Below are 8,217 nucleotides of genomic sequence, written 5' to 3' on the forward strand. Positions count from 1 at the left end.
CTCACCTCCCGGCTTTATTATAGCAGATTAGGCGTGTTCGATATGCAGGTGACTTAATGCCACCAGTGCTTCCGCGGTTTGCGCCACGCCCTCGAACTCGCCTGCCAGTATCGCCGCCTTCGGGAAAAGTGCCCCGCCCACACCCACCATATCCGCGCCTGCGTGCAGGTATTCAGCGGCGTTGTGCGCGTTCAACCCTCCCACCGCCATCAGCGGTATCTGTGGTAACGGTGCCTTCACTTCCTTGAAAAACGCTGTGCCCAGCGTCACCGCCGGAAATACCTTCACAATCGGCGCGCCCAGTCGGGAGGCGGTCACCATCTCCGTCGGGCTGAAGACCCCTGGAATGGGCGGCACATTCGCCCGCAATGCGGTCTCCACCATGCCCGCATCCAGTATCGGCGAGACCACGAACTGCGCCCCTGCGTCGATGACTGCCTGCGCTTCCTCTGCGTTCAACACCGTCCCTGCGCCCACCACTGCCTTACCGTCCCATCGCTGACGCGCGGCGCGCAGAATCTCCAGCGCACCGGGCGTGGTCATGGTGACCTCCACCGCCCGCAGTCCATGTTCGATCGCCACCTCCAGTGCCTGCAGCGCGAGGTCAGACCTTGGCAGACGCAGGATGCCCACCACCTTCCCCGCGAGCAGCTGCTGCACAATCTCTTTCATGTGTATCACCCCCTGTTACCATCTTCGCGGGGCGCAGAGAAATCGCCTGCAACGGATGGGGCTGGGGGCAGTCAGAGCGTACTGGTATAATAGCCAGTGGAATGATAGAAACAGCCAGAGAGGTGTTGCACACGGAGGCGCAGAGCATTTTGCGCCTGATTGACCGTCTGGACGAGCGGTTCGTTCGGGCGGTGCAGACGATACTTGCCTGTAAAGGCAGAGTGGTGACCACGGGCATGGGCAAGTCGGGCGCGATTGCCCGCAAAGTGGCGGCGACGTTTGCCAGTACGGGCACGCCCAGCTTCTTCCTGCATCCCGCGGAGGGCGTTCACGGCGATCTGGGCATGGTGACGCCGGAAGACGTGGTGCTTGCCCTCTCCACCAGCGGCGAGACCGACGAACTGCTGGCGATACTGCCCGCCCTGAAGCGAATCGGCGTGCGGCTGATAGCGATGGTGGGACGCACCGAATCCACCCTGGCCCAGGAGGCGGACGTGGTGCTGGACGTCTCGGTGGAACGCGAAGCCTGCCCGTACAACCTCGCCCCGACCGCGAGTACCACAGCCATGCTGGCGATGGGCGACGCGCTGGCGATTACGGTGATGCAGGAGCGGCGCTTCACCCCCGAGGACTTCGCGGTGTTTCACCCTGCGGGCACGCTGGGCAGGCGGCTGCTGCTGCGGGTGCATGACGTGATGCGCACGGGCGACAGCGTGGCGGTGGTGCATCAGGCGAAGCCGTTGCGCGAGGTGCTGTTTGCTATCACGAAGGCGAACGCGGGCGCGGCGTGCATTGTGAACGACGACGGCACCTTGGCGGGCATTATCACCGACGGCGACATCCGCCGACACCTGCTGCGCGACGTCGCCAGTCTGGACAAACCAGCGGCGGAGCTGATGACCCGCACGCCCTACGTGATCGAGGGCAATCCGCTGGCGGTGGAAGCGCTGCACCTTTTTGAAAGCCTGCCAGTCAAAATCGGCGAGATGCCCGTGCTGGACGAGCAGCGCAAGCCCGTCGGAATGTTGATGTTGAAAGACCTGTTGCGGACGGGGATTGTGTAGCGATGGTGGAACAGAACTCGCTTACCTTATCGGATTCAGCCCTTGCGGAGAGGCTGCAGGCGGTGAAAGCGGTGATACTGGACGTGGACGGCGTGCTGACCGACGGCGGGATTTACTACGACCCCACCGGGCGCGAAATCAAGCGGTTCCACGTCGCCGACGGACTGGGGATGGAGCTGTTGCGTCACGCCGGTATCCGCGTGGTGATTCTTTCGGGACGTGTCGCCGAAGCCATCACCCGTCGTGCCGCCGAGTTGAGGGTCACCGACTGCTATCAGGGCGTGCGCGACAAGAAAGCGCAGATTGAAAAGCTTCGCCAGCAGTGGCAGTTGAAAGCGGAGGAGCTGCTGTACGTGGGCGATGACCTGAACGACCTGCCCGCGTTCGAGGCGGTGGGCGTGCGGGTGGCAGTGGCGAACGCCGATGCCCTGCTCCAGTCGCAGGCGCACTACGTGACGAGAGCGACAGGTGGCAACGGCGCGGTGCGCGAGGTGTGCGAGTGGCTGCTGAAGGCGCGCGGAGAGTGGGAAAATGCAGTGGAGGCTTACCTGCAGTCGCGAAGGGAGGCAGGTAGTGAGCCGTGAGCCGACTGGTCATCCTGCATACCAACGACATGCATAATGTGCTGGCGCGGGATGAGCAACGTGCGGCACGGCTGATGGAAATCGTGGAGGCGGAGCGGGCAAACCCGCCCGTGCTGCTGCTGGACGCCGGCGATGCGATTGGGGCAGGCAACCTGACCTTCAACCCCGCCGGCGAGGCCATTCTGGAGCGGATGACCGCCATCGGCTACCACGCGATGACCATCGGCAACCGCGAGTTCCACCTGACGGAGATTGGCTTCACCACCAAGCTGAACCGGGCGCGCTTCCCTGTGCTGTGCGCCAACGTGCGTGCGCGCGGCAATGCCCGATTGCCGGTGCGCTCCCACCTGATTCTGGAAACGCCCGTCGGGCGGGTGGGCATCTTCGGTGTGACGGTGCCGATGATTACCGGGCGGATGTTGAGCCACCACGTCAGCGCATACGTGTTCGACGACCCCATCCGCGTGGGCGCGGAGATGGCGGAGCGGTTACGCCCGCAGGCAGACCTGCTGATTGCGCTCACGCATATCGGGCTAAAGCAGGATATCGAGCTGGCAAAGCGTGCGCCCCAGATAGACCTGATTATCGGCGGGCACAGCCACTCGGTGCTGGAGGAACCGCAGCGCGAGGGGCGCGTGGCGATTGTGCAGGCGGGCAGTTACGCGCGGTTTGTGGGCAGGGTGGAAGTGGAGTTCGCCGAGCCGACCACCATCAGCGGCAAGCTGTTGTCGCTGGTGTAGTCACCGGGCACACCCTGAAGCTGCTGACGACTTCCCTTCGCGTTCTTGCGCCACGCGTCGATGTCTATCACGTAGATGCCATCTAAGCACCCTGCAAACAACTTGTTGCCCACTACAGCAAGGGACACACACGTACCCACCCCGATGGACAGACGCCGACGCTGTTGCCCTGTCGCAGCATCCAGCGCCAGAATATATCCGCGTTCCTCGTGCGAAATCTGCCCCCCTCCCACATACACCTCTTTTCCATCCTCGCTCACCTCAAGTGCCCAAGCACCAGCTCCCATCCTCGGCAGGGCAAAGGCATCCCCGATGAATTCATTCTTGGCAGCATCCATCATCAAAAACGCCTCGTCGCTCACCAGATACAGCATCCTGCCATCACGAGACGAGATGATGCGCTCAATGGTTTGCGACGCAGGCAACTCCTTCAACAACTTCATCGTGCCAGCATCATAAATAGAGACCGTCGCTCCTTTGTCATCCGTCATGTGTGGGACATACAACCTGTTGCCACCTGCAGAAAGTGCTATCGCTCCTATCTCCCGCATCCTCAAGGTGTGCAAAACCTGACGAGTATTGAGGTCAACCTTGTCGAGAGTCTGCCAGAAGAGCAGCGGTTGCGGCGGGGTGCGCAGTGCATATGCAACCTGTCTTACCGCATCCAACACCCAGTAGTCATATCCTTGTGCCAGCCAGGAAACACTGCTACGTTCTTTCTCCGCCAAGATGGCGACCGCCCAGATGTGATTGCTCTCGAACTGCTCTACGACGCGTTCTTCCTCTGGCGATAGTAGCATCACCTTGTAAGGAGGCGCGAAAGGATCGCGGTCTTGCCCCGGTTTGGGCGGCTCCCTCAGCACTTTGATAATGTCTTGTTCTCCCGTGGGATTGACAGCGATGACCCGCTTGCCATACGGTTGCACAATCCATCCGAAGTAGCCCGAAGGCAGCCCCGGCACACGCCGCACCCAACCATGCTGTTGGGTGTTCGGGTAGGTGGCAGCAGACTGCGGTTGAGGCGCGACCAACAGTATGCCTGCGAGCCCCATTACCGCAGCTAGTTGCAGAATGGCTCTGGTGTTACCGGACATCTTGATACCCTCCTGTTACCACGGGAATGGTCCTTCAACACGTTCCGTTGGACCTATTCTGCCTCGAATCAGCCAGTAGCGGTTAGCATTATACACAATCGCTCGAGACCTTCTCTCCACGTTAGCCTGAAGCCATGCATTCAAGCACCTGTCCCCAGTACGCGTGTGGTCTGGTGGCACGTGCGATGTCATCAACTCTGCAAAGCGTTGAGCAACCTCAATGGATCCCTGCTCGTCGGTAGGCGCAAGATCATGATACCCGCACAGCCCCCGCAGTCCTGCCCGCCTCAAGGCAGCACTGCCCCACGCATAGCCGTTCGTGTGGTCGGGCTTAAGCACGCTGCAACCGGCAATGATGAAGTACTTCAGGTCTTCTCTCCAGTTCACCGTAGGGGCAACGTTCGAAACGGTGAACGTGCCGCCGTTGTCTAAACACTGCAGGGAGCCATTGCTGCTGTAGCCATGCCCACTATAATACAGAATGTCCGCCTGATTCTTGACGGGCAGCGTGTGAGACTGATTCCCCGCCTGTATGGTTATCTTCTCCACGCCCGCCGCCTGTATATAGCGCAGCATCGTGAAAAGTATGGGAACAGTGAGGCTTTTGCCACGTGAGCGTGCCTCACCGCGCTTCTGGTGAGTGGACGATAGCCCGGTCTGTAAAGCCTCTGAATCGAGGTAGTTCGATGGCGGTCCCGTGACGTAGTCGTAAGTCGTTACTTCTCCCACACCCTCATCGACCATCCGAACTTGTATCCTTTGGTTTGGCACGCTGGGCCCATCCGCCATCATTATCTCCTGTCCGCGCGGTCGGTGAAAGTGGTAATGATTAGGTTTATCTGCACACCTGCCCGCGTAGCGCAAAGTCACATGTATACCCCTCGTATCGGAGACGCTGGTGAACAGTCTGGCTGTCACCACTGCGTTGCGAGGCGGCTGTCTGGACGCTTTCACATGTGCCATAATATACAGCGCGTTCCCGTCGGGTTGCTGACGCAAAATGGCGAACTCGCAAGGACCTGGCCGCTCAGGGTCTTGCCCATCTGATTCCGTCTCTCTTTCAGGATCGGAAAAATTCCAAAAACTCTCTCTAAATTTTTTTGAATCACTCTACGGTCGGCAATAAGATAGGCGCCCATCAAGAGGTTTTCCAAAACGGTAAGCTCAGGGAAAATCCTTCGGCCTTCGGGAACCATGCTTATTCCTAACTGGGCCCTTTCATGAGCAGAAGTTTCAGTCAAGGGGTTCCCATAAAAAAGGATTTCTCCCTTTCGACATCTCACCAGACCCATAATTGCCCTGAGGGTCGTACTTTTTCCGGCCCCATTGGCTCCGATAATGGTGACCAACTCCCCCTCTTTAACCGAAAAGCTCACCCCTTTGAGGGCCAAAAACTCACCATAAGAGACTTCCATTTCTCGAACTTCTAACATCTAACCTTCCTTCCCGAGGTAGGCTTCAACCACACGGGGATTAGAACGGATCTCTTCTGGAGGCCCTTCAGCAATCTTTGAACCATGATCCAGAACCACAATCCTCCGGCATAGATCCATCACGACATGCATATTATGTTCGATCAAAAGAACTCCAATCCCCTCTTCGGCGATTTGCCGAATAAGGTCCATCAATTGAATCGATTCTTCAAACCGAAGCCCCCCCGATGGTTCATCCAGGAGAAGGAGACGGGGATGAAGGGCCAGGGCCCTTGCAATCTCGACTCTCTTTTTAATCCCCAAGGGTAGGGTTTTGGTCAATTGATGAGCATAGGGTTGAAGCCCTGTTCTTTCAATCAGTCTTCTTACTTCCTCCAAAATCTCACCCTTTCGAAAGGGTGCTATCGAATTCAATAGATTTGGATAAAAACGATGTCCTGAGGCTACCAGAATATTCGTCTCCACATCCAAATTTAAGAAGGGCCTAACGATCTGAAACGTTCTACCCACTCCTAATCGACTGATTTGATGGTGTTTTAAACGGAGAAGGGACCTTCCTTGAAAAAATATTTCCCCACCTGATGGAGAATAGATTCCGGAGATGAGATTGAAGAGGGTTGTCTTTCCTGCTCCATTGGGACCGATGATCCCCAGGATCTCTCCTTCTTCAGCGGAAAAACTAACCCGATCCAGGGCCCGAAGTCCATCAAACTCTTTACTTAGATTCTTCACTTCAAGAAGCACTCTTCCCTCACTCCCATCTTTTAATTAGATTTCGGCCCGTAGGGGAATACCCTCTTCACGGAGGTTTCAAGTTAATCCTCTCCCGATTTCCTCCATGGAGATCCAATCCTCCTAAAAAACCTTGGTAGGACCGATTCTTGGCCCAGAAGTCCTCCTGGTTGAAAACGCATCATCGCCACAAGAAGAAGCCCGTAAAGGAAAGTCCGATACTCCATAATCGGTCTCGAAATCTCAGGGAGAATCCCCAGGATGATGGCTCCAACAATGGGCCCCCATCGGGTTCCAATTCCTCCAAAAACGACCATACAGAGGATGACAATGGATTGTCCAAACCCAAAATTTTGAGGCATGATAAAGGTCAAAAAATGGGCATAGAACCCTCCAGCAAGACCAGCAATGGCGCTACCAAGGATAAAGGCGATCACCTTAAACCGGACAATATCCACTCCCATTGCCCCTACAGCCACTTCATCCTCCCGAATGGATGACCAGGCCAAACCCAGCCAGGACCGTTCTAAACGTCGGTCGAGAAGAAGGAGAAGAATCAAAATGACGAGGATAAGAATAAAGTATTCTGGTTTGGTCATCTCCCGACCAAACCATTTAGGTAGGTCGATCCCTCCGATTCCCATCGCCACACCAAAAAAAGGAAGATAAAGAAAGACCGCCTCAACGACAAAGACGATCCCCATCGTGGTGATGGCAAGAAAGTCATCTCGGACACGGAGACATGGAATTCCCAACAGGGCTCCAACCATCCCCGCCACCATCGTCCCGAGAGGAACGGAGATCCAGAAAGAGAGTTCTGTCCTTGTATAAAAAAGGGCAGACGTATAGGCGCCAATACCAAAAAAGGCAGAATGTCCCAGAGAGATCTGACCCGCCCTGCCTGTAATGATATTCAGACTATGGGCGAGCATGGCATAGATGGTGATGGTGATTAGGATGGTGATGAAATATCCGCTGATCACTATTTAAGACCTTTCACGTCTTACTTTTCACGATGGGCTTACCCTTTTCCTAACAATCCATAAGGTTTAAACATCAATACCAGGATCATGGCCACAAAGGCGACCGCATCTCTTGGGAAGGGGATAGCTAAAATCCCTATAAAGAAGGTTTCAGCCATCCCCACGACAAAGGAAGCGAGGACTGTACCAGGGATGTTCCCCAACCCTCCAAGGACAACGATTGCCAGGGCCTTATAGGCTGGGATGCTTCCCATGGTTGGCCAGACCTGATTGTCATAGACCCCAATGAGGACTCCTGCTGCTCCTGCCATGGCAGACCCTATAAGAAAATTAATGGCTACAATCGCCTTCACATTGACACCAAAGGAGGAAGCGGTCTCTGCGTCCATTGCACACGCCCGCATGGCCAACCCGGTTCGAGTGCGTGAGAGGACGACCCAGAGGATGATCAGAATCAGGAAGGTCACGAAAAGGATCAAAAGCTGCGTCTCGGTAAGCTGAAAACTCCCGAGAGAGAGATTTCCGATTCCAATCTTTGCATTATAGGTTAAGGTGTGAGGGCCGGCCACAATTCGAAAAGCCTCTTCCATCGCAGTGAAAAGACCGATGGAGACGATAAGAGGTGCAATCCTCGGTAGATGAAGGAGTGGAGAGTAAAGAAATCGTTCAACCAGATACCCACCCAGCGCAGATCCAGCCATTCCAATAAAAAGAGAAAGCCAGAATTCTCCTGTCAGACGAAACGAAAACCATCCGATATAGGCTCCCAAAGCATAGATTCCCGCATGGGCCACATGGAGAATCCTCAGGATTCCATAGACCATGGTAAGTCCAAGAGAGATGAGAGCGTATACACTTCCTACAGCGATTCCATTCGCAAGTTGTTGAATCAGCATAAAAAGGATACTTGAGGGG

General features: G+C 56.0%; 10 protein-coding genes. 3 read left to right on the top strand and 7 right to left on the bottom strand.

Annotation, left to right across the window (positions count from 1 at the left end):
• Positions 1-27 precede the first annotated feature (27 nt).
• The gene (locus tag K6U75_07630; GenBank protein ID MCL6474904.1) at positions 28-672 is read right to left on the bottom strand and encodes a bifunctional 4-hydroxy-2-oxoglutarate aldolase/2-dehydro-3-deoxy-phosphogluconate aldolase; all 645 of its coding nucleotides are present in this window, start codon (positions 670-672) and stop codon (positions 28-30) included.
• Between the two features lie 101 nt (positions 673-773).
• On the opposite strand from K6U75_07630, the gene K6U75_07635 reads away from it, so the two are divergent.
• From K6U75_07635 to K6U75_07645, 3 genes are read left to right on the top strand one after another with little or no spacing between them, the layout of a single operon-like run.
• Positions 774-1,736 (top strand): KpsF/GutQ family sugar-phosphate isomerase, encoded by a 963-nt coding sequence (locus K6U75_07635; protein MCL6474905.1) that lies wholly within the window; start codon positions 774-776, stop codon positions 1,734-1,736.
• 2 nt (positions 1,737-1,738) lie between these two features.
• Complete coding sequence (locus K6U75_07640) at positions 1,739-2,320, top strand: HAD-IIIA family hydrolase (GenBank protein ID MCL6474906.1); 582 nt, start codon at positions 1,739-1,741, stop codon at positions 2,318-2,320.
• The gene (locus K6U75_07645; protein MCL6474907.1) at positions 2,317-3,060 is read left to right on the top strand and encodes a metallophosphatase; all 744 of its coding nucleotides are present in this window, start codon (positions 2,317-2,319) and stop codon (positions 3,058-3,060) included. The genes K6U75_07640 and K6U75_07645 overlap by 4 nt, the downstream gene beginning before the upstream one ends.
• Here the strand turns inward: K6U75_07645 and K6U75_07650 are convergent.
• From K6U75_07650 to K6U75_07675, 6 genes are all read right to left on the bottom strand, one after another.
• Positions 2,979-4,154, bottom strand: coding sequence for a hypothetical protein (locus K6U75_07650; GenBank protein ID MCL6474908.1), 1,176 nt, complete (start codon positions 4,152-4,154; stop codon positions 2,979-2,981). The two genes, K6U75_07645 and K6U75_07650, sit on opposite strands and share 82 nt — an antisense overlap.
• 15 nt (positions 4,155-4,169) lie before the next feature.
• Positions 4,170-5,117: a DUF6345 domain-containing protein gene (locus K6U75_07655; GenBank protein ID MCL6474909.1), complete on the bottom strand. Its 948-nt coding sequence runs from the start codon at positions 5,115-5,117 to the stop codon at positions 4,170-4,172.
• Positions 5,105-5,587: an ATP-binding cassette domain-containing protein gene (locus K6U75_07660; protein MCL6474910.1), complete on the bottom strand. Its 483-nt coding sequence runs from the start codon at positions 5,585-5,587 to the stop codon at positions 5,105-5,107. Before K6U75_07660 ends, K6U75_07655 begins: the two co-directional genes overlap by 13 nt.
• Entirely contained in the window at positions 5,588-6,331 is a 744-nt protein-coding gene (locus K6U75_07665) for an ABC transporter ATP-binding protein (protein MCL6474911.1), read from the bottom strand.
• 71 nt (positions 6,332-6,402) lie between these two features.
• The gene (locus K6U75_07670) at positions 6,403-7,299 is read right to left on the bottom strand and encodes a branched-chain amino acid ABC transporter permease (GenBank protein MCL6474912.1); all 897 of its coding nucleotides are present in this window, start codon (positions 7,297-7,299) and stop codon (positions 6,403-6,405) included.
• A 41-nt stretch (positions 7,300-7,340) separates the two neighbouring features.
• Positions 7,341-8,198: a branched-chain amino acid ABC transporter permease gene (locus K6U75_07675; protein ID MCL6474913.1), complete on the bottom strand. Its 858-nt coding sequence runs from the start codon at positions 8,196-8,198 to the stop codon at positions 7,341-7,343.
• Between the last annotated feature and the right edge of the window lie 19 nt (positions 8,199-8,217).

The sequence above is a fragment of the Bacillota bacterium genome (genome assembly GCA_023511455.1).
In the GTDB taxonomy this organism is placed as follows: Bacteria; Armatimonadota; HRBIN16; order HRBIN16; family HRBIN16; genus HRBIN16.